21 protein-coding genes are annotated in these 20,157 nt (G+C 42.4%); 13 read left to right on the forward strand and 8 right to left on the reverse strand.

The genetic code is table 11. The features are described 5' to 3' along the window. Nucleotides 1-43: 43 nt before the first annotated feature. Genes lpxK through C5745_RS02155 form a run of 4 tightly spaced genes read right to left on the reverse strand, consistent with a single transcriptional unit; the run spans nucleotide 44 to nucleotide 4,038 of the window. Nucleotides 44-1,078: a tetraacyldisaccharide 4'-kinase gene (lpxK, locus tag C5745_RS02140; RefSeq protein ID WP_105715331.1), complete on the reverse strand. Its 1,035-nt coding sequence runs from the start codon at nucleotides 1,076-1,078 to the stop codon at nucleotides 44-46. Continuing rightward, complete coding sequence (locus C5745_RS02145) at nucleotides 1,078-1,542, reverse strand: gliding motility lipoprotein GldH (RefSeq protein ID WP_105715332.1); 465 nt, start codon at nucleotides 1,540-1,542, stop codon at nucleotides 1,078-1,080. Before C5745_RS02145 ends, lpxK begins: the two co-directional genes overlap by 1 nt. 1 nt (nucleotide 1,543) lies before the next feature. Then, complete coding sequence (locus C5745_RS02150; protein WP_207795696.1) at nucleotides 1,544-2,884, reverse strand: PSP1 domain-containing protein; 1,341 nt, start codon at nucleotides 2,882-2,884, stop codon at nucleotides 1,544-1,546. Between the two features lie 11 nt (nucleotides 2,885-2,895). Further along, the gene (locus C5745_RS02155) at nucleotides 2,896-4,038 is read right to left on the reverse strand and encodes a DNA polymerase III subunit (protein ID WP_105715334.1); all 1,143 of its coding nucleotides are present in this window, start codon (nucleotides 4,036-4,038) and stop codon (nucleotides 2,896-2,898) included. 124 nt (nucleotides 4,039-4,162) lie between these two features. On the opposite strand from C5745_RS02155, the gene dnaN reads away from it, so the two are divergent. Genes dnaN through nadD form a run of 5 tightly spaced genes read left to right on the forward strand, consistent with a single transcriptional unit; the run spans nucleotide 4,163 to nucleotide 8,046 of the window. Beyond that, entirely contained in the window at nucleotides 4,163-5,284 is a 1,122-nt protein-coding gene (dnaN, locus tag C5745_RS02160) for a DNA polymerase III subunit beta (protein WP_105715611.1), read from the forward strand. A gap of 10 nt (nucleotides 5,285-5,294) precedes the next feature. Beyond that, on the forward strand, nucleotides 5,295-5,963 hold the full coding sequence (locus C5745_RS02165; protein WP_105715335.1) for a DedA family protein: 669 nt from the start codon (nucleotides 5,295-5,297) through the stop codon (nucleotides 5,961-5,963). A gap of 6 nt (nucleotides 5,964-5,969) precedes the next feature. Further along, nucleotides 5,970-6,845 (forward strand): YicC/YloC family endoribonuclease, encoded by an 876-nt coding sequence (locus C5745_RS02170; RefSeq protein ID WP_105715336.1) that lies wholly within the window; start codon nucleotides 5,970-5,972, stop codon nucleotides 6,843-6,845. A gap of 3 nt (nucleotides 6,846-6,848) precedes the next feature. Continuing rightward, complete coding sequence (gene gmk / locus C5745_RS02175) at nucleotides 6,849-7,418, forward strand: guanylate kinase (protein WP_105715337.1); 570 nt, start codon at nucleotides 6,849-6,851, stop codon at nucleotides 7,416-7,418. A gap of 43 nt (nucleotides 7,419-7,461) precedes the next feature. Beyond that, nucleotides 7,462-8,046, forward strand: coding sequence for a nicotinate (nicotinamide) nucleotide adenylyltransferase (gene nadD, locus C5745_RS02180; RefSeq protein ID WP_105715338.1), 585 nt, complete (start codon nucleotides 7,462-7,464; stop codon nucleotides 8,044-8,046). Nucleotides 8,047-8,141: 95 nt separating this feature from the next. On the opposite strand, the gene C5745_RS02185 is transcribed toward nadD, so the two are convergent. The 3 genes from C5745_RS02185 to C5745_RS02195 all read right to left on the reverse strand — a co-directional run bounded on the left by C5745_RS02185 (nucleotide 8,142) and on the right by C5745_RS02195 (nucleotide 10,356). Next, the gene (locus C5745_RS02185; RefSeq protein WP_105715339.1) at nucleotides 8,142-8,912 is read right to left on the reverse strand and encodes an SDR family oxidoreductase; all 771 of its coding nucleotides are present in this window, start codon (nucleotides 8,910-8,912) and stop codon (nucleotides 8,142-8,144) included. A gap of 86 nt (nucleotides 8,913-8,998) precedes the next feature. Next, complete coding sequence (gene kduI, locus C5745_RS02190; protein WP_105715340.1) at nucleotides 8,999-9,850, reverse strand: 5-dehydro-4-deoxy-D-glucuronate isomerase; 852 nt, start codon at nucleotides 9,848-9,850, stop codon at nucleotides 8,999-9,001. 80 nt (nucleotides 9,851-9,930) lie between these two features. Continuing rightward, nucleotides 9,931-10,356 carry a Dabb family protein gene (locus C5745_RS02195; protein WP_105715341.1) on the reverse strand — a complete coding sequence of 142 codons (426 nt, stop codon included), beginning with the start codon at nucleotides 10,354-10,356 and terminating at the stop codon, nucleotides 9,931-9,933. A 243-nt stretch (nucleotides 10,357-10,599) separates the two neighbouring features. On the opposite strand from C5745_RS02195, the gene surE reads away from it, so the two are divergent. The 8 genes from surE to C5745_RS02235 all read left to right on the forward strand — a co-directional run bounded on the left by surE (nucleotide 10,600) and on the right by C5745_RS02235 (nucleotide 18,819). Further along, a complete protein-coding gene (gene surE / locus C5745_RS02200) occupies nucleotides 10,600-11,379 on the forward strand; it encodes a 5'/3'-nucleotidase SurE (RefSeq protein ID WP_105715342.1) in 780 nt (259 codons plus the stop codon). 11 nt (nucleotides 11,380-11,390) lie between these two features. Then, nucleotides 11,391-11,666, forward strand: coding sequence for a hypothetical protein (locus C5745_RS02205; RefSeq protein WP_105715343.1), 276 nt, complete (start codon nucleotides 11,391-11,393; stop codon nucleotides 11,664-11,666). Nucleotides 11,667-11,711: 45 nt separating this feature from the next. Next, nucleotides 11,712-12,587, forward strand: coding sequence for a 1,4-dihydroxy-6-naphthoate synthase (locus C5745_RS02210; protein ID WP_105715344.1), 876 nt, complete (start codon nucleotides 11,712-11,714; stop codon nucleotides 12,585-12,587). Nucleotides 12,588-12,779: 192 nt separating this feature from the next. After that, nucleotides 12,780-16,085: a preprotein translocase subunit SecA gene (gene secA, locus C5745_RS02215; protein WP_105715345.1), complete on the forward strand. Its 3,306-nt coding sequence runs from the start codon at nucleotides 12,780-12,782 to the stop codon at nucleotides 16,083-16,085. Between the two features lie 15 nt (nucleotides 16,086-16,100). After that, on the forward strand, nucleotides 16,101-16,553 hold the full coding sequence (locus C5745_RS02220) for an SPOR domain-containing protein (RefSeq protein WP_105715346.1): 453 nt from the start codon (nucleotides 16,101-16,103) through the stop codon (nucleotides 16,551-16,553). A gap of 17 nt (nucleotides 16,554-16,570) precedes the next feature. Further along, nucleotides 16,571-17,758 (forward strand): M20 metallopeptidase family protein, encoded by a 1,188-nt coding sequence (locus tag C5745_RS02225; protein ID WP_105715347.1) that lies wholly within the window; start codon nucleotides 16,571-16,573, stop codon nucleotides 17,756-17,758. Nucleotides 17,759-17,761: 3 nt separating this feature from the next. Continuing rightward, entirely contained in the window at nucleotides 17,762-18,325 is a 564-nt protein-coding gene (locus C5745_RS02230; protein ID WP_105715348.1) for a thiamine diphosphokinase, read from the forward strand. A gap of 2 nt (nucleotides 18,326-18,327) precedes the next feature. Then, nucleotides 18,328-18,819 carry a GNAT family N-acetyltransferase gene (locus C5745_RS02235; protein ID WP_105715349.1) on the forward strand — a complete coding sequence of 164 codons (492 nt, stop codon included), beginning with the start codon at nucleotides 18,328-18,330 and terminating at the stop codon, nucleotides 18,817-18,819. Here C5745_RS02235 and C5745_RS02240 read toward each other — a convergent pair. Continuing rightward, nucleotides 18,808-20,118 carry a M20/M25/M40 family metallo-hydrolase gene (locus tag C5745_RS02240; RefSeq protein WP_105715350.1) on the reverse strand — a complete coding sequence of 437 codons (1,311 nt, stop codon included), beginning with the start codon at nucleotides 20,116-20,118 and terminating at the stop codon, nucleotides 18,808-18,810. The two genes, C5745_RS02235 and C5745_RS02240, sit on opposite strands and share 12 nt — an antisense overlap. Nucleotides 20,119-20,157 lie beyond the last annotated feature (39 nt).

Below are 20,157 nucleotides of genomic sequence, written 5' to 3' on the forward strand. Positions count from 1 at the left end.
TGAAATTGCAAGAAGAGAACATGGCGATATGAACAAAACGATGCTATTTGGACGCGCATGCACGTATCACGATGTTTTCGAACGTACTCGCTTGGTCGAATAAAAAAGCTTGCTCTATAGGAATAAAATACACTGGATGTTGAGCTATGAACGAGGACGGTAACCGTTGCATATCTTTTTCTGTCGTGATAATAACTTTTTGAGGATCGTCGATCTGTTGAAGGGTTTGGGTTATTTTATGGAGATCACCTCTTGAGAAATGGTGATGATCGGCGAAAGACAAATGAATTATTTTTTTCAATTGGGGTTCTAAATGAGATAGCAGTGGTTGCGGTTTTGCTATACCAGTTACGACCACCGCACAGGTATCTTGAAGTTGCGCTTCGTGTAACAATAAACCATCTGTTGTCTGTAGTCTTTTGTAGGCTATTTTTGTGTAAAAAATGGGGGCGAGGGTATACTTGCGAAGTCGAGATTCTATAGAGAACCGCATTTGTGCGGAAATTTTTTTCGGACATTTAGTAATTACGATTACGTCAGCACGTTTACACCCGAGTAGCAGTTCCCTAAAATTTCCAGTAGGTAATGGAATAACGGGGTGCTGTAACGATTCGTAGTCAAGTAACAATATTGAAAAGCTCGGACGTAACTTCCGATGCTGGTAGGCATCGTCCAAGAGCACGGCATCAATTTGATCCTGAATTCGTTGAATGCCGTGTACGCGGTCTTCACAGACAGTGACCATCACGTCTGGAAATTTCCGTTTTATTTGGAGGGGTTCATCTCCCACGAGCTTAGCGGAATCATGTACATCAACATATCGAAATCCTTTGGTTTTTCGTCCATACCCCCGACTGAGAACAGCTACATTTAGGCGGGGTTTGATCAATCGGAGTACGTATTCCGTCATCGGACTTTTTCCTGTACCACCCACCGACAGGTTTCCGATAACTATTACCGGAAAATGAAAAGAAGTACTGTTATACAGTTGGTTGTCGTAAGCCCAGTTCCGAAGTAAGACCACCGCTGCGTATAAAATACTAAACGGAAAAAGCAACCAACGGATGAACTTAATCATTACTTTCTAACCATTTTTAACCCAATATCGGTGATATTCAATATCGGATCTTCCTGCATATTTTGCTCTATTTCGAAAGTATAAATTCCTGTATCGGGAAAAATATAGTCTTCCTTCAAAAGCAACCTGTTTTCATATAGGTTGCCCGCGCTTTTTCCTGTCCATCTACCATCGGTAGTCGCTAGCGTAAGCTCGTGCCTGTAGGAGGTATCCGCTAACTGCGGTCCCGTTTCATGTAATAAAAAAAACAAGTTCGCATAATCGTATTCGCCGCTATGTCTTATATAAGCCCAAATATCGTATCGGGCACTATTTTCGGTTATGTGTACTTGGAATGCTTGTTTCTCATGATGATGCCATTGTCTGTTCGGTACCGTTTTATAAACGTCATAAAAAGGTTGATTGGAACAAGCCAGCATGAGAAACAACACACTAAACCCTACAACTTTTTTATGTAGCTTCATTCTAGCTATCGTCTTTATTATTATTATTTGATGTTTTATTCCTGTTTTTATTCTTGTTCCGGTTGAAGCGTCTTTTCGGCTTATTTCCGTTGGTGTTTCCTTCGTCGGAAGGAACGACTTTTTGTTTTTCGGTCGTCTCCACTTTTTTTAATGCTGCAATTTTGCTTCCGGTTGTGTTCGTCTCTTTTTTGTTTTTCGGCTTCTTCTTTCTTCTTTTCCTATTCTTTTCATCTAAACGGGTTAAGGAGTCTTGTCCCACCACATTTTCATAGTCGTAAGAGATGAGTTTTTCTGTTTCTTCTACCGGCTCCTGATGGAGCTTCAAATCCTGTGATTTTCGGCCGGCTTTATTCATTTCAGCATATTCACGCACTTTGTCTACGTCTAATGGAATCCAGCTTTCGGCGCCTGGATAAGAATACCACATGATTCTTTTGAAGATATCCGTTTTTTGCAAGAAGGCTGTGCCTGCTTCGGTATCCAAACGATCAACATTGTTAGGAATATCTTTTAACGCATCCATATAACTGTCAAGCTCATAGTTAAGACAGCATTTTAGTTTACCGCATTGCCCGGCTAACTTAAGCGTATTTAGCGAGAGATTTTGGTATCTCGCTGCTGCGGTAGAGACCGTTTTAAAGTCTGTTAGCCATGTAGAGCAACACAACTCTCGCCCGCAGGAGCCTATACCGCCCAAACGGCTGGCCTCTTGGCGCATCCCGATCTGCCGCATTTCGATCCGTATACGGAATGCTTCTGCCATACGCTTGATGAGTTCCCGAAAATCCACTCGTCCTTCTGCTGTATAGTAAAAGGTTGCTTTGGTTTTGTCTCCTTGATAGTCGACATCGGAAATTTTCATAGACAAACCCAGATCTAGCGCAAGCTTTCTCGCTCGGTGCATAGTCTCCCACTCCAGGTCTTTCGCCGCGTTATATTTCTGTACGTCCGCCTCTGTTGGTTTTCGGTATATTTTTTTAGCGACTGTTTCAGCCTTTACGTTATTTTTCTTTAACTGTAAACGCACCAATTCACCGGTTAGTGATACATGTCCGATATCATACCCCCCGGTGGAGGGCTCAACGACGACCATTTCACCCATTTCTAGATAATGATTGTCCGCGTTGATATAGAAATCCTTGCGTGATCCTTTAAATCGGACTTCTACAATATTGAATGGTTTATAGTTTGCCGGCAAATCCATGTCGGAAAGCCAGTCGTATACATCTAGTTTATTACATCCGCTGGTCATGCAGGAACCGTTATTTTGGCAGCCTGCAGGTGCTTTTCCGGTAGAACCACTACCGCACCCACCTCCGGATGAGCAATTGCCACATCCCATATTCTTTCCTTTTATATATATTGAGTCCCTTGTGGGAACGTTTGATATTTAAATATTAAAACTAATTGCAAAGATAAGTCTAAAAATAAAATTTTAGGATTAGCGTTACGCTCTACTTTATAATGTGTTTTTTCGAGTAAATCAATAGCGACTTCCAACTGTTCACCTATAAAGTTATCACCAAATTTCTGGACAAAATCCAATTCTTTGCCCTGTAAAAGCACTAATTGTGAAAGGCCCGTTTGTATTAATAGAATCTGACGGAACACACTAATGGCGTAAAGTAAAAAAATTTTTTGGTTTTCACGTCCTAGTTTGGGAAAATCCTCCTCACATAAACGGATAATATGCAGCCCCGAATCGGTTACGACGAATCTTAGCCAATTGATAAGCAAATCAAAATAAGGATTAGTTTCGTCTTTTATGAGTTCTGTCGCCGTTTGTACGTTTCCGTCAGCTATGAAAGCAATTTCGCTTGCTCGCTCGTCTGCAATTGCTTTTTCTGCTGTCAAGTATTGCTTTACATCGCTATGTGAAAATTTAGGGATTTTTACCAGTTGCGTACGCGATATGATGGTGTTCAGTATCCTATCTTGATTTTCCGATACGAGAAGAAACAGTGTTTTCTCTGGCGGTTCCTCGATCAGTTTCAATAATGCGTTTCCCTGTACATTCAGGTATTCTGGGAGCCACAAGATCAATACTTTGTATTGCGCTTCAAACGCTTTCAAACTGAGTTTTTTGATGATGTCGTGTGCCTCTGCAATGTTAATGTTTGCCTGTTTATTGCCTGCTTCTAACTGATGGCGCCAATAATCTAGCCCCATATAAGGATTATCCAGAAAAGCAGCGCGCCATTCTTCTAAATAGCTGGTGGCTACGTCTTTTTCCCCGCCCGCAAAAAACGGATAGGAAAAGTGCAGATCAGGATGAATCAATTTTTGATATTTGCGACAAGAGCTACAGGTACCACAGCTATCGTTTTCAGATTTTTGCTCGCAGTTGATGTATTGCGCATAGGCGACCGCCAACGCCAAGCTTCCCGAACCTTCCGGACCGAGGAATAACTGCGCGTGGCTTACCCGATTGTCTTTTACGGTTTGAGCCAGTTGGGTTTTGATTTTATGATGACCGATAATATCCTTAAACTGCATGTCTTTATAAACGATACAAAGGTACTAATTAATTAATTCGCTATAAGAATTAACACGCGCTCAGTTTATAAAATATAGATTCTTTTGTGTAATATTGCATATAAAAATCTATAAAAATCAGGAAATGAGATTTATTGTATCCACTTCAATTTTATTAAAACAACTACAATCGATTAGCGGAGCTTCGAGTAGTAGCACGGTGCTGCCTATTCTTGAGAACTTTTTGTTTGAAATTAAAGATAACTTGTTGACCATTTCGGCTACGGACTTGCAGACAAGTATGGTCACATCCTTACAAATTGAGGCGAAGGAAGAAGGCCGGGTTGCCATGCCCTCCAAAATCTTGATAGAAACATTAAAGACCCTTCCTGATCAGCCCGTAGCGTTTTCTGTGGATACCAATACGTTGGCTATTGAAATTAGTGCCGGTGACGGAAAATACAAATTGAGCGGAGAAAATGCAGATGATTTTCCAAAAATTCCGGTGGTGGATAACGTTGCTACGGTATCCTTAAATGCGTCAATTCTTTCAGAAGCCATTAATAAAACACTTTTTGCTGTAAGCAATGACGAATTGCGTCCCGCGATGTCCGGTGTGTTAGTGCAGTTAGCAGAACAAAATATCACTTTTGTATCTACTGATGCGCATAAACTTGTTCGCTATCGACGGACGGATGTAAGTTCAGAAAAGCCAACGTCTTTCATTTTACCTAAGAAGGCATTGACGCTATTGAAATCTTCGCTCCCATCTGATGAGACGGTCGTTTCTATAGAATACAATAACACGAACGCATTTTTTCAGTTCGGCAACATTCATTTGATATGTCGTCTTATCGATGAGCGCTACCCAGATTACGAAGCGGTGATTCCCCAGGTTAACCCAAACAAGTTGACGGTAGACCGGTTGTTATTTTTAAACACCCTTCGTCGTGTGGTTATCTTTGCGAATAAAACCACGCATCAAGTGAGATTGAAGATTTCTGGAAGTGAACTACACATCTCGGCAGAAGATTTAGATTTTTCGAACGAAGCGCATGAACGTTTAAATTGCCAATTTGAAGGCGAGGATATGGAAATTGGGTTTAATGCTAAATTCTTGGTGGAAATGTTGAGTAATTTAAGTTCTAGCGAAGTCGCCATTGAAATGAGTACGCCAAACAGAGCCGGATTATTGATTCCCGCTGTAAAAGAAGACAATGAAGATATTTTGATGTTGGTGATGCCTGTTATGTTGAATAATATCTAAACTCGTCATTTTGGAAGTCGTATATTCTTTAATAGATTTTGTTCTCCATATCGATAAGCATCTTGTGGAGATCGTGAATTCATATCAGACCTGGACATACCTTATCCTATTCTTGATCATTTTTATCGAAACAGGGATAGTAATCATGCCTTTTTTACCCGGGGATTCTCTTTTGTTCGCTGCCGGCATGTTGGCCGCACAGCCTAATGAATTGAATGTTTGGATTATGATAGCATTGCTTTTGATTGCCGCTATCGCCGGCGATTCGATGAATTATTCTATCGGGAGGCGTTTTGGTATGGAAATAACCAGATTTAAGGTGTTCGGAAAACGTGTTGTAAAGGACGAGCAAATCGAAAAAACACATTCTTTTTACGAAAAGTATGGTAGTAAAACGATTGTAATTGCTCGTTTTGTACCTATTGTGCGAACATTGGCTCCATTCGTAGGTGGAATAGGCAGAATGCACTATGGGACATTCCTGACATATAACGTCGTGGGTGCTGTTTTATGGGTAGTGGGAATCACTTTAGCCGGCTATTTCTTAGGCAATATCCCCATCATTCGGGATAATTTCTCGAAAGTGGTGTTACTTATCATTTTTCTTTCTATCCTACCGATTATCTTTGAGGTGGCCAAAGAGAAACTAAGCAACAAAAAAGTAAAAAAGGAAGCGTAATTACGTATGATTAAATCTATGACAGGGTATGGTATTGGCAGTCATGAAAATGGCCAGGTCAAATATACCGTTGAATTAAAATCCCTGAACTCCAAGTTTCTTGAACTTAGCCTGCGTTTACCGAAGGTTGTTTCTGACCGTGAGTTGACGCTTCGAACCGAAGCCAGCAAATTGATCGAACGGGGCAAGGTAAATATTACGGTGTCCGTTGAATATGCTGACCAAACAGCGAAAGCTTCGACTATTAATGCGGCACTTTTAAAGCAGTACTATAAACAGTTAAAAGAGATCGCGCAGGAAATAGGCGAAACGAACACATCCCTTTTTGAGATAGCACTAACGATGCCAGAGGTTGTAAACGCTAGTGAGGACGCAGTAGACGAGGAAGAAGGTAAAGTGTTGATGGAGGCTTTTTATCGGGCGATAGCGCACTTTACAAAGTTTCGGCAGGATGAAGGCGAGGTTTTAAAGAAGGACCTGGAAAGCCGCGTACACCTGATTCTGTCCTATTTGTCGCAAGTAGAAGAGGTGGCAGGAAATCGTATCCCCTTAATACGGGATCGTTTGAGTCATTATTTGGATGAGGCGGTGGGAAAGGAGAATGTGGATATGAACCGTTTCGAACAAGAGATTATTTATTATATAGACAAGCTGGATGTTACGGAAGAAAAAGTTCGTTTGAAAAGTCACTGTGACTACTTTGTCCAAGCATTGAATGCAAATGATTCTAACGGGAAGAAATTGGGTTTTATTTCGCAGGAAATGGGTCGGGAGATCAACACGCTAGGATCTAAAGCGAACGACGCTAATATTCAACAGATTGTTGTCCGGATGAAAGAGGAATTGGAAAAGATAAAAGAACAGTTACTTAACGTGTTATAAGAGATGGGAGGAAAACTGATTATATTCTCTGCTCCCTCTGGTGCGGGGAAAACGACCATTGTCAGGCGGTTGTTGTCCAATCATGCAGACAAGATTGCGTTTTCTATTTCTGCCAGTACAAGGCAGCCTAGAATGGGCGAGATAGATGGCAAAGATTACTATTTCATCTCCAAAGAGGATTTTCTGCACAAAGTAGCAAAACACGAATTCATCGAATTTGAAGAAGTATATGCGGGAACCTTTTATGGGACATTAAAAAAAGAACTGGAGCGGATTTGGGCGCTTGGAAAATCAGTTATTTTCGATATTGATGTGGTGGGCGGTCTTCGTCTGAAATCCAAATATCCAGAAGAGGCTTTGGCAATCTTTGTGAATCCCCCGTCGTTAGAAGTGCTAAAAGAGCGTTTGAGAGGCCGAGGAACCGACGTTGAGGAAAAGCTACAAGAGCGTTTTGCCAAAGCGGAGCTCGAACTCAGCTATGCTGATAAATTTGATGTGGTGCTAAACAATTTTGATTTGGAAGCAGCCTGTGCGGAAGCTGAGGAACTGGTACTGAAGTTTTTGGAAAAATAAAAAATTAATAAGGGGCCGACCTCTATGTCTGCCCAATAAGGAGATGACAAACAATAAAATCGGATTATTTTTCGGTTCTTTCAATCCGATACATATCGGGCACTTGATTATTGCCAACTATATGGCTAATTATACGAACCTTGATGAAGTCTGGTTTGTCGTTTCGCCACAGAATCCCTTCAAGGTGAAAAAGAACTTAGGCAATATGTACGACCGCTTGGAGATGGTCAACCTTGCCATTGAGGGGGCAGAAAAGCTACGGGCATCTGATGCCGAGTTTTCTTTACCTCAACCTTCTTATACCATCGATACCCTGACTCATTTGGCCGAAAAGTACCCGACGAAAGCGTTTTCCTTAATTATGGGCGAAGATAACTTGGCCAGTTTTCATAAGTGGAAGAATGCCGATATTATCCTCCGTGATTACCAAATCATTGTTTATCCCCGGCCAGATTATGACGGAGGAGATCTTAAAAGGCACCCTTCTGTTATTGTGACAGAGACCCCGGTTATGGAGCTGTCGTCTACGTTTGTGCGAAATGCCGTAAAAACAGGGAAGAGTGTACGGTTTTATGTACCGGATAAGGTTATTGACTTTATAGAAAAAAAGGGGCTTTATTTAAAGTAAGGTAAAGTCGGACTTTCAAATTTTGCATATGCATTTCGAGAAAAACGCATATGCAAATTGTTATAAATGCATATGCGTTTTTATAAAACCGCGAGTTATCTCCCCATCCAGCCGCCATCGACGGTTAGGATAGTACCATGGACATAATCCGAAGCTTTAGAAGCGAGAAATACCGCAGGACCTTTAAAGTCTTCCGGTTCGCCCCAGCGTCCGGCGGGGATACGTCCGAGGATAGAAGCCGAGCGTTCCGGATCGTCACGTAGCGCTTCGGTATTATCGGTAGCGATATAACCCGGAGCAATAGCATTCACATTCACTCCTTTAGAAGCCCACTCATTGGCAAAAGCTTTGGTCAATGAACCAATAGCGCCTTTAGATGCAGCATATCCGGGCACAGTGATGCCGCCTTGGAATGTCAATAGCGACGCGGTGAAAACAATTTTCCCTGATCCGCGTGCAATCATATCCCTTCCGATTTCGCGGGTAAGCACAAATTGTGCATTCTGGTTAATTTCAATGATTTGATCCCAGTATTCATCCGGATGCTCTGCGGCAGGTTTGCGTAAGATATTGCCGGCATTATTAAATAGGATATCAATAACGGGATGGTCTTTCTTGACTTGATTGATAAATTGATACAGTGATTCGCGGTTTGCGAAATCACATTGATAAGCGTAGAACTTACGTCCGATGCTTTCTACAGATTGCGCAACCTTTGAGTTTTCTAACTCCAACGACGCGGATACGCCAATAACATCGGCGCCGGCTTCCGCAAGGGCCTCTGCCAGCGCTTTCCCGATTCCACGTTTGCAGCCTGTAACTAACGCTACTTTTCCGGATAAATCAAATGTATTTAAAACAGACATTTTTTTCAAATTAAACTTTTTCAAAGACGAACGAACGCGGTTCACTGCGACATACACGTCCACCCTATGTAATAATCAACCTCTTGTTATTTTAAATCCGTTATAGCGCATTTATCCATGTCGTCGTAGTCCAGATTCTCACCGGCCATCCCCCAGATAAATGTATAATTACTCGTTCCTGCGCCCGAATGGATAGACCAAGGCGGAGAGATAATCGCTTGTTCATTTTTCATCCAGATATGGCGGGTTTCATCGATTGGCCCCATAAAATGAGAAACGGCTTGGTCTTCTGGTAAATCAAAGTAGAAGTATACTTCCATACGGCGATCGTGTGTATGCGATGGCATCGTGTTCCAAACCGATCCTGGTTGTAGTTCCGTCATACCCATCTGCAACTGACAGGTATCTAGTACCTTGTGTAGCAACATCTGGTTGATAACACGATGGTTCGCCGTTTCAGCCGCACCGAGTTCAATTTTGTTAGCTTCTGCCTTGGTGACACGCTTTGTAGGGTAGCTGTGGTGTGCCGGTGTAGAATTTAGATAAAATTTCGCTGGGTTAGCAGCGTCATTGCTACTGAAAAAGACCTCTTTTATGCCTTTTCCTACATATAAAGCTTCCTTGTGGCCTATTTCATATACGGTACCGTCGACTTCTACCTTGCCATCTCCGCCTACATTGATAACGCCTAACTCGCGTCGGGACAGAAAATAGGGCTCCTTTAAAAGATCGTCTATAGTCTCCAATTGTAAGCGCCCATCAACAGGCATCGCGCCTCCGGCCATATAACGGTCGTAATGGGTATATACAAAATGGATTTTATTCGGTGCGAAAACGGTTTCGATCAAAAAGTTTTCGCGAAGTCCTTTGGTGTCCAATGATTTAGTTTCATTGGGACCAATCGCGTATCGACTCTCGAAGACAGTGTGCTTTGCCATAGTATTATAATGATTATAACTAATAAATGTCCTAAGATAAGAGTTAAAGTGCACTTAAAGGCAAGTATCTTCGGAAACGTTTACAAAATGGTAGTATCTTTAACCTCTACTTTTGTCCAATATTTACTATATTTTTCTGCCGCAGCGGTATGGGTGGGGTGCGTTTCATAGGTATTGATGTCCTCCAAATTTTGGAAGGTAACCAACAGATTGTATTGAAATGAGTTGTCTACTACCGGCCGTGGATTGGTGGGCGCTGGTTTTCCGTATTGCAGTGTTTGCACGCCAGGGACTTCACGAAGCTCTTCAAAAAAATGTAAGAAATCCTGTTCTTCTTCCTGGGAAATGTCTTCTTTCAGCCAAAAATACACACTGTGCAAAATTGTTCCTTTAGCGATCGTGTTAGACGACGTTGATTCTCTATTGTCGAGCGGTGTACACGATGCGAGCAGCGTACCAGTTAAACCCGCGGCGGCAGCTGATTTTAAAAAGTTTCTTCTTTCCATATTGTTTTTTTGAAATGAAGATACAAATAAAATTAGAGATTTTTCTTATCCAACTTTTTTAGAGAAAGTTACGTAAAAATCGTCGCTTCAAACATTTGAGGAGCTCACTTCGTTCGGTTTTGGTTACTTTTTGCTCTCAAAAAGTAATGCCATGCCCCGGCGAGTGGCGGAAAGGTTGTGCGATAGGAAACGGAACTTTCCTGTAGAAAGAAAACCTTCGTTTAATTTTTATAAATTCGCACTATGGCGAAAAAGAAACCAACGATTTTAGTCGTTAACGACGATGGCATTACAGCTCCTGGCATCAAAGTGCTGTTGGAAGAGATGCAAAAAATAGGCAATGTTGTGGTGGTAGCTCCCGACAGTCCGCAGTCAGGTATGGGACATGCTATTACCATTGGGAGACCCCTCCGTTTAGATAAAATTGATTTGTATGAAGGTGTGGAGATGTACAAATGCTCAGGGACACCGGTGGATTGTGTAAAGCTTGCCGTAAATAAAATTTTTAAAGGCAAGAAGCCGGATCTATGTGTATCGGGAATCAATCATGGCTTGAACTATTCCATCAATGTGTTGTATTCGGGAACCATGTCTGCTGCTGTCGAGGGGGCCATAGAAGACATTCCTTCCATCGGGTTTTCGCTGGATGATTTTTCCCATCATGCCGATTTTTCTCATTGCCGGCCGTATATACGCACTATCGCCCAGCAGGTATTAAGTAACGGACTGCAAAAAGCTACGTTACTGAATGTTAATTTTCCGCATATCAGCAAAGAACTAAAAGGAATAAAAATATGTAGACAGGCTACTGCCAAGTGGTTTGAAGAGTTTGACGAACGCTTAGACCCTTACAATAGGGAATATTTTTGGATGACAGGCAAATTTCAATTGTTAGACAGAGGAGAGGATACGGATGCTCATGCATTAAGTAATGGCTACGTTTCTATTGTACCAACGCAATTTGACATGACAGCGCACCACACCATTACAGAATTAAATTCCTGGAGTTTTGATGTACAGTAGGAGGAGGGCGGATGAAAAATAGTTTTGTACTGGGGATAGCATTCGGCGTTATTTTTCCGCTGTTGGCTTATCTCGTGGCGACCTTTACCACGATTCAGACCTCGTTATTCGTGCATAAACCTATCGCTTTGTATGTAATTGCTGCCACCGCAAACCTGATTGGAGTCCGCTATCTCTACCGCTATGAGAAAGATGCTACAGCTAACGGTGTGGTGTTCGTTACATTTTTAGCCATGATTGTTTTGATTGTCGTTCAGAGAGAGTTGGTGTTTTCCTATTCTCGATAGTATTGTACTCTTTTTATCCCTATTTTTGTACTAAAAATAATAGAAATGAAACTTACCCTAGGCTTTTCACCCTGCCCCAACGACACGTTTATTTTTGATGCGTTGATCCATCATAAAATTGACACCGGAGGGCTGGAATTTGAAGTCCAATACCACGATGTAGAAACGTTAAATCAAAAGGCTTTTCAGGGCGAGTTGGATATTACCAAGTTGAGTTATCATGCTTTCGCTTATGCGGTAAATGATTATGAACTATTGGATGCGGGTAGTGCATTGGGTTCAGGTGTTGGACCATTGCTCATTGCGAAAGACCCGACACTGGCTGCCGGGCTAAAAAGAGCGTTGGAAAACAAAGTTGAGCTAAATGCTTCGGAAAGCGGGTTAAGAATCGGTATCCCCGGAAAGTACACCACCGCCAATTTCCTACTTGGATTAGCTTTTCCGAGCCTGCGTAATAAAGTTGAATTGATCTTCTCCGACATCGAGCAGTCATTGTTGGATGGTCGTATTGATCTTGGTTTGATAATTCACGAAAACCGGTTTACCTACCAGGCAAGAGGATTACATAAGGTCGTGGATCTGGGTGATTTTTGGGAACAAACAACTCGCAGTCCGATTCCTTTAGGTGGAATCGTTGTTAAACGTGATTTAGCGGAGAGTCTCAAGCTTCAAATTAACGAACTGGTTCGTGAAAGCGTGCAATTTGCCTTTAAAAATCCGAAATCAGGATTGAATTATATCCGTTCGCATGCACAGGAAATGGAAGAGGCTGTGATGTATCAGCATATTGAACTATATGTCAACGAATATTCGGAACATCTGGGAGCCGACGGCCGTAGAGCAATACAACAAATGTTCGACAAAGCGCAAGTATTAAAGCTTGTTCCACCGCTGGATAAGAGGCTTTTTTTGACCGAATAAAACTCCTTATTTCATAAAAAATTAAGAGGCTATTTTAGGAGTAGTACGACAACATAGGTTTTACAAAAAAATAAACTGGAATCCTGTTAGTTATCACATGTAATAATTAAATTTGCCCGGTTAGTGTCAAAATGTCTGTAAACATCGTGTTGGAGTCATTATTGCACAGCGATATACGGAGATAAAAATATTATGTTAAAATTTTTAAGTAAATTATTTGGCAGCAAGTCAGAACGAGATATCAAATCCATACAACCCATTGTAGATAAGATCAAAGAGGAGTACGAGAAGCTATCGTCGTTAAGCCATGACGAATTGCGGGCGAAGACAACCGATTTTAAAAGCCGAATCAAAGCATATCTGGCTGATATAGACGAAGAAATGGCGTCTTTAAAAGCAGAGGCTGACGGGGAAGGTGTAGAGATGGGTAAAAAAACGGAACTTTATGAGAAGGTAGATAAGCTCGCTAAGGATAGGGATAAGAAACTCGAAGAAGTATTGTTGGAAATCCTACCCGAAGCTTTTGCGGTGGTAAAAGAAACTGCTCGTCGGTTTACAGAAAATAAAGAAATAGAAGTAACAGCAACCGACCTTGATCGCGAACTAGCGACACTTAAACCGAATGTAATTGTTGAGGGTGATAAAGCGGTATGGAAAAACGCCTGGATAGCAGCTGGCACGGAAGTTACCTGGAATATGGTGCATTATGATGTACAGCTTATTGGTGGTGTCGTATTGCATCAAGGTAAGATTGCGGAAATGTCCACAGGTGAGGGTAAAACGCTAGTTGGTACACTGCCGACTTACTTGAATGCATTGTCAGGCCAGGGCGTACATATCGTGACTGTCAACGACTACTTGGCTCGTCGTGACTCGGAATGGAACGGGCCGTTATTCGAATTTCACGGAATGCGTGTCGATTGTATCGACAAACATCAACCAAATTCACCACAACGTAGGAAAGCATATTTATCCGATATCGTGTACGGAACAAATAATGAGTTTGGTTTCGACTATCTGCGCGACAACATGACACAGACGCCGGACGCTATGGTGCAGCGTAAACTGCATTTTGCGATGATTGATGAGGTTGACTCTGTTTTGATTGACGATGCACGAACGCCATTGATTATCTCCGGTCCAATCCCGCGTGGCGATCAGCATGAATTTTATCAACTAAAGCCGCGTATAGAACGATTAGTAAATGCGCAAAAAGCATATATAAATACGGTTTTTAACGAAGCCAAAAAAGCCATTTCCAACGGAGATTCTGACGTCGAAGGAGGCGGGATGGCATTGTTGCGTGCTTATCGTGGTTTGCCTAAAAACAAGGCACTGATTAAGTTTTTATCCGAAGGAAATCACAGACAACTGTTACAGAAAGTAGAGAACTACTATATGGCAGAGCAAAGTCGCAATATGCCTAAAGTGGATGCAGAGCTGTTTTTCGTAATAGATGAGAAAAACAATCAGGTTGAGCTTACTGAAAAAGGTATCGAACTGATTACCGCTTCCGGTGAAGACCCCACTTTTTTTATTATGCCCGACGTAGGATCTGAAATAGCCGATATCGAAAAATTAGAGCTATCGCTAGAGGAAAAGGCACAGAAAAAAGAAGAATTACTGCGGGATTACGCGATTAAATCAGAGCGTATACACTCTATAAATCAGCTGCTTAAAGCATATACCTTATTTGAAATTGATGATCAATATATCGTAGATGAGGGTAAGGTTAAGATTGTTGATGAGCAGACCGGCCGTATTATGGAGGGACGCCGTTATTCTGACGGTTTGCACCAAGCAATAGAGGCAAAGGAAAATGTAAAGGTAGAAGACGCTACACAAACGTATGCAACGGTTACCTTACAAAATTATTTCCGTATGTATCACAAGCTTGCAGGGATGACCGGTACGGCATCGACAGAAGCAGGCGAGCTCTGGCAGATTTATAAATTAGACGTGGTTGAAATTCCGACAAACCGGCCTGCGGCACGCGATGATCGGCATGATTTAATTTATCGTACAGCGAGAGAAAAATACAATGCGGTGGCACAGGAGATTCAAGCCTTGACAGAGGCAGGAAGACCGGTACTAGTTGGTACGACCTCCGTGGAAATTTCGGAATTGCTTAGCCGGATGTTGAAACTACGCGGTATCAAACACAATGTGCTGAACGCGAAGCTCCACCAAAAGGAGGCGGATATTGTTGCGGAAGCAGGACGCCCTGGGCAGGTAACGATTGCTACCAACATGGCGGGTCGCGGTACAGATATTAAGTTGACAGAGGATGTTATTAAAGCCGGAGGTTTGGCGATTATTGGTACAGAACGCCATGAATCGCGTCGTGTAGACCGTCAGTTGCGTGGACGTGCCGGTCGTCAAGGAGACCCTGGTTCTTCCCAATTCTTTGTGTCTTTGGAAGATAATCTGATGCGTTTATTCGCTTCCGAACGAATTTCTAACATCATGGTTAAAATGGGTGTGGAAGAAGGCGAGGTGATGCAACACAGCATGTTGACGAAATCGATCGAAAGAGCGCAACGTAAAGTGGAAGAGAACAACTTTGGTATTCGTAAACGCCTATTGGAATACGATGACGTGATGAACTCCCAACGTACCGTAATCTATACAAAACGTAAGAACGCGTTGTTTGGTGAACGATTGGACGTTGACCTAAACAACACCATTTACGATGTTGTTGAGGATATCGTGTCCGGAGCGAAAGAGGGAGGAACCTACGAGGAATTCCAAATCGAGGTTATCCGTTTGTTTGCCGTCAACCCTGAAATTACGGAGGAAGAGTTTACGCAAAGTGGCCTAGCGGTGCTGACCGATCGACTATTCCAACAAATCATCTCACATTATCAAAATAGGGCGCAACAAATAGCAGAGCAAACACTTCCTGTATTAACCAATGTGTTAGCTGAACGCGGCGCTATGATAGAAAACGTTGTCATTCCGTTTACCGACGGTATTCGTGGCATACAAGTTGCGACGAATTTGCAGAAGGCAGTAGAGTCTCATGGCAAAGAAGTTTTCAGGTCGTTCGAAAAAGGAATCGTTTTAGCACTAATTGACGAGGCGTGGAAAGAACATCTTCGTGAAATGGATGATTTGAAGCAGTCCGTACAAAATGCTGTATACGAGCAAAAAGACCCGATTATTATTTACAAAATGGAAGCCTACAATCTGTTCAAGAGCATGCTAGCTTCGATGAACAAAGAAATTGTAAGTTTCTTATTTAAAGGGGAAATTCCAGGTCAGCAACAAGAGCCACAAAATGTGCGGGAAGCGCGCCCGATACAAGCCCAGCCACCACAGGTTAGAGCGACTAAAGCGGAGCTGGCTTCGCCGACAGGGGTCTCCGCAGAAGATAAGGACACACGTGAGCAGCAGGTGACACAACCTATACGCAAAACGGAAACCGTGGGTAGAAACGACGAATGTCCTTGTGGCTCGGGAAAAAAATATAAAAACTGTCACGGAAAAAACGGGTAAAAAATTTTACGGAAGATGTTACATAAAGGATTGATATTTGGTTTTGTACTCATTGGATTAGCACAGTTTAGTAAAGCACAATCGGGAATCGTTGAAGTAGAAAAGGATTCATTGATTAATCTTTTGCAGGCATTCAGAGCAGAAAACGGTATCAATCCTAGCACCTCCCGTATGATTAGCTTGGGATCGAAAGTAGTCGATAAAAAAAATGGTAAACGGGTAAAAGTACGCGGATTTCGTGTACAGATATTTTCTGGATCGAGCCGAAGTGATGCCTATGCTGTACAATCTAGATTTCAGACCTCGTATAAAGATATAGGAAGTTATGTAAGCTATGACGAACCAAATTATCGCGTCAAGGTCGGCGATTTTAGAAGTCGGTCCGAAGCCACGAGTTTTATGCGAGAGCTACGCTCCCAATATAGCAATGTCTTCGTCTTCACCGAAGACGTTTGGGCGTATGAATAAGGAGAAAAATCATGTCCATGTTGAAAGAAAAGATAAGACAACTTGCCGAAGACTTCTTTGAAGAGACGGTCGGGTTTAGACGGCATTTGCATCAACACCCCGAATTGTCGTTTGAAGAATACGAGACATCTGCTTTTGTCAAACAGCAACTAGACAGCTTGGGTATTTCATATGAGCGTATGGCAAACACAGGTGTGGTAGGACTGATTCAGGGCGAGAAACCATCGTCTACTGTACTTGCGCTTCGAGCAGATATGGACGCCCTTCCCATACAAGAAGTGGATGGACGTCGTTATGGATCACAAAATGTTGGTGTTATGCATGCCTGTGGACACGACGTGCATACCTCGTCGCTGTTGGGTGTTGCGTCTATATTGCAATCCTTAAAAAGCGAATTCGGGGGCACTATAAAGCTTATATTTCAGCCTGGAGAAGAACGCCTGCCAGGTGGAGCCTCCATTATGATTAAGGAGGGGGTACTGGAAAATCCGACACCTACAGGTATTATTGGACAACATGTTATGCCCTTTATTGAAACCGGTAAGGTCGGTTTTCGCGCGGGAAAATACATGGCTTCCTGTGATGAGCTTTTTATGACCGTGAAGGGTAAAGGCGGACACGGAGCACACCCCCATCAAAATATAGACCCAATAGCTATTACAGCACAAATTATTACAGCGCTTCAACAAATAGTGAGCCGAAATGCAGACCCAAGGATACCGACGGTTCTGTCTTGGGGCAAGATAGTGGGAAATGGTGCTACTAACATTATTCCTGACGAAGTATATTTGGAAGGAACGTTCCGCACATTTGACGAGAAGTGGCGATCGGAAGCCCATAAGCAAATGGTCAAGATGGCAGCGGGCATCGCGGAAAGCATGGGCGCAATTTGCGATTTCGAAGTACGCAAAGGTTATCCTTTCTTGATTAACGAGGAGCGATTAACGACATCGTCCCGCACTTTTGCTGTAGAATACCTAGGGGAAGAAAATGTTGTTGAGTTGGATATATGGCCGGCAGCAGAAGATTTTTCTTATTATTCGCAAGAAACCAATGCCTGTTTTTATCGATTAGGAACCGGAAACAAAGCTGCTGGGATTTCATCAGCTGTACACACACCAACCTTTGATATTGATGAAAATGCGCTGAAAGTAAGTATAGGCTTAATGTCGTATATCACGCTACGACAACTTGGCGAGAAGTAAGTAATGTCCTCACATCACATTATTAGAGAGAATCAAGAACCGGCCTTAATTGTGGCTGCGTATGAGGCGCTCGATGAAGAATATATGGGACAACTTCTAGAATGGAGTCCGACGATAATAGCCAACGATGATACCATAGACTTCTTTTTAGCTGCTAACATTAAGGTGGACGTAGTATTCAGTGTAAAAGAAATAACATATCCGCAAGAGCAAATCAGAACCTTCCAGATAAAAAACGGATTCATACCAGACGCTTTGGACTATCTGATTCAGAACGATCACGAAGCCGTTAATATCGTGTGTGATGGGCCAGAGGACATATTAGCATCCTATTGTACATTGATCAATATTGTTGTGTTGTCTCACAGAATACGGTACGTATATGTTCGTGATCGTTACGAAAAATGGAAAGAGGCGGGTGCGCGTATGTTCGCTCCCGAAACCCAACTCAAATCGTTACTTGGGCTTAAACATATTAACCCGAATGAATTTGTCACGGAACGGGACGGTTTTATCTATCTGGAATTTAACACGGATGAACATGTTCGTATAGCCGAAGATATTTAGAAATGTTTACTATCAGGAAAGCAGACCCGGAAGATGCAGCGACTATCCAGCATTTGGGAACAGCGGTATACCATACGACGTATACAGCTATTTTAAGTCGTGCACAAATAGATTTTATGTTGCATAATAATTATAGTCCTGAAGCCATTCAACAGTCTATGTTAAACGGGCAGGATTTTTACCTTATCTTCCAACAAGAGACACAACCCTTGGGCTTTATGGCGCTTCAAAAGAAGAGTGAAGACATTTTGCGCATAGAAAAACTTTACCTTTTAGCAAGTAGCCAAGGATTGGGTTTAGGTAAAAAGCTACTGGATTTTGCATTAAATCAAGCTATAGAGCACGGTTTTTCCATCGTTGAACTCAATGTAAACCGAGGTAACAAAGCATACCACTTCTACCTCAAACAAGGATTCCGCGTCACGCAGGAAGTGGATATACCTTATTATGGTTTTATCCTCGATGATTACGTGATGCAGAGACTAGTCCGTTAGCTTCTCTACACGTGATGGTGTTTGTTCTCCGGAGACAATTCCCACAGCGCCCCTAGCAATGGCTTCGATGCTGGATTTTATATTTTGAATAGCTAATGTCGAAAGCTCGTCCTTCACCGTATGGTAGTACTCATCTTTATCAATCTGCGAGGTGGAGAAAGTATGCGCGGGGACTCCCAAAGCTGCTAATATAGCATTGTCGCTCCGATAAAAAAGGTTTTGTTGGGGGTAAGGATCTGCATGGAAGGTAAAGGTGGTTCCTTTCAGATTTTTTTGCATCAGTTCTGCCAGATTGGAATGATGGTAGCCCGTTACATAGAGGCTATTCGGCCCAAATTTCGAACCCTTGCCGATCATTTCTATATTGATCATTGCGATTACTTTATCTGCGTCAATATTATTGGAAAAGTATTTAGAGCCGAACATGCCAATCTCTTCGGCCGTGAAAGCAACGAATATCAAAGTGCGTTCATTGATGTCCTCCTTTTTGAAATGTTTAGCTAGGGCAATCATGGCCGTCGTGCCGGACGCATCGTCATCCGCGCCATTGGCGATGGAGTCTTTGCCTACCGGATCGAGGATGCCGATATGATCGTAATGGGCGGAGAAAACAACAAATTCGTCTGCTTTAGATTTTCCTGGAATAACAGCCGCGACATTAAATAATGGGAAATCTTCTTGTACCGTGCGAGCTTCTACGTGAAAACTTTTTATATTCTTTTTCTTGATGGCAAAGACTTTATTTGGGCTTTCAGTTGTGCTTGCTTGTTTTGGAATGACGTTTTCACGTGAGAATATCTTTTTGAAACGTGCCAACATAGGTGCAAAGGATGGGTCCACCCATACGATGTTGTTGTTCGGGTTGTTTCTGACGATGTCGCGGAAACGTTCGGAGAAATCGTCCCCTGCGCTGATTTCCATAATTTCTATTTGTGTATCTTGATCCCATAAGAGGTCGGGACTGTTGTTTAATATGATAAATTCGTCTACCTTGAGTGCTTTTCCATTAATCTTTATGGACTCGTTTTCTGTAAAAACTTTCGTGACCTCAAATGTTTGACGATAATTGTCTTCGGCATACGGTTGTAGCCCCGCCTGCCGGAATTCATCCGCAATAAAGTCTGCTGCGCGGGCGATATCGGGGCTTAATGCCGCCCTTCCTCGCATATCGTCGGCGGCCAGCGTAGAGATAATACGTTCCACGTCGGCTGTCTCCACTACTTGGGCCGTACCGAAAGTCGAGCATACCACGAGTTGTATGATGGACAGAAAAACCCATCGGATAAGTTTTTGTTTCATAAGTACAATAATAAGTATAGTTGGGTATAAAATCTGCAT

Source organism: Sphingobacterium haloxyli (assembly GCF_002980525.1).
Taxonomy (GTDB): Bacteria; Bacteroidota; Bacteroidia; order Sphingobacteriales; family Sphingobacteriaceae; genus Sphingobacterium; species Sphingobacterium haloxyli.